Origin of the sequence: Burkholderia sp. E168m23 (assembly GCF_016586125.1) — a bacterium.
In the GTDB taxonomy this organism is placed as follows: Bacteria; Pseudomonadota; Gammaproteobacteria; order Burkholderiales; family Burkholderiaceae; genus Burkholderia; species Burkholderia orbicola.
Genome location: NZ_BCPP01001253.1, coordinates 1 through 1,636, shown reverse-complemented (window position 1 = coordinate 1,636; position 1,636 = coordinate 1). Strand labels below are relative to the sequence as shown.

At 69.6% G+C, this 1,636-nt stretch carries 1 protein-coding gene and 1 pseudogene; both read right to left on the bottom strand.

The window, feature by feature from the left end; translation table 11 throughout:
- Positions 1-696: pseudogene (locus JMF90_RS36285) on the bottom strand (electron transfer flavoprotein subunit alpha/FixB family protein); the annotation flags it as partial.
- Between the two features lie 4 nt (positions 697-700).
- The coding region (locus tag JMF90_RS36280) for a (Fe-S)-binding protein (RefSeq protein WP_201326264.1) at positions 701-1,636 on the bottom strand (936 nt) is incomplete at its 5' end.

Below are 1,636 nucleotides of genomic sequence, written 5' to 3'. Positions count from 1 at the left end.
CGCGGCGTCATGCGCGGGGCGGATGAAATCGGCGGCCAGCCGCTCGCCGGCGCCGACGAACGGCAGCTTCGCGTCCACCGCGTTCTGCGCGAGCAGGATCACGTCGGGCAGCGCACGGGTCGCGAACGCACGCCCCGCCTGCGCATACGCGCCCACATGCTTTGCGTCGATCTCGACGACGTGGGTCGCGACGCTCGCGCCGGCGGCCGCCGCGTAACGCCGGCCGAGATCGCCGTCGCCCGTCGCGTTGTCGGGCACGAACACGTGTTTCGGGGCGAGCGCGGCCACGCAGGCCTGCAATGCTTGCAGTTCGCTTTCGGGATCGAACGCGCGGCGATCGAAGCCGGCCAGCTCGATCAGCTTGTCGACGCCGAGTTCCGCGACGTCATCCTTCAGTTCTCCGAATGCCAGCAGCGCGACTTCCGTCTGCGCATCGGCAAGCACGGCGGCGGCGGCGATCGCCTGTCGTGAATGGTCGTCGAGCGCGCCGCGTTCGCTGTGCGCGACCACCAGCATCACGTGCTTCGGGTCCTGCAGCGCGCGGCGCGGCTTCGCGGCCGCGGCGCCATGACCATGCGCGGACCATTGCGCGGCGTTCGCATCGGCGCTGCCTTCCTCGCCGAGCGTGATGCGCTTCAGGCCGGCGGCCGTGATGATGAACGGCCGGCGCGGATCGATTCGTTTAATCGTATTCATCGATTCACTCCAGCGAGGCGGCGACGAGTTCGGCGACGTCGAGCACGTCGGGGCGCGGGCCCACGACGCCTTCGAGCATGGCCGTGCAATTCGGGCAAGCCACCGCGACGACGTCCGCGCCGATCGTGCGCGCGTCGGCGATGCGGATGTCCGGGATGCGCTGCTTGCCGGGGATGTCGGTCAGCGGCGCGCCGCCGCCACCACCGCAGCAGCGGCCGCGCATGCCGTTGCGCTCCATCTCGACGACCTGGATGCCGATCGTCTTCAACAGCTTGCGCGGTGCTTCGATCTCGCCGTTGTAGCGGCCGAGGTAGCACGGATCGTGGTAGGTCGTGCGCTTCTCCTGCAGCGCCTCGACCGCCTTCGGCGCGATCTTGCCGCTGTCGGCCAGTTCGGCCAGATAGGTCGTGTGATGCTTGACCGTCACGCGCAGCCCGAGCGCGCGGTATTCGTTGCGCAGGCTGTGCATCACGTGCGGGTCGGCCGTCACGATCTGCTGGTACGACAGCGTGCCGAGCGTGCCGATCAGGCGCTTCGCCATCTGCTGGAACGTCGCTTCGTCGCCGAGCCGGCGCGCGACGTCGCCCGTGTCGGTCTCGGTCGAGCCGAGCACCGCGTAATCGACACCGGCCTTGTTCAGCACCTTCACGAACGCACGCAGCGTGCGCTGGTAACGCATGTCGAACGCGCCTTCGCCCGCGACGAACAGCACGTCGACCGGCTTGCCCGGCTGCGCGACCGGCGCGCTCAGGTCCACCGACCAGTCGTAGCGCGCGGCCGTGTCGTAGCCGCCCATCGTGCCGGTCTCGCGCAGGTTCGCGAGCACTTCCTGGCCCTTGCCCGGCACCGTGCCGTGCACGAGCGTGCGGTTGCGGCGCATGTCGACGATCGCGTCGACGTGTTCGATCAGCATCGGGCACTCCTGCACGCACGCGCGGCA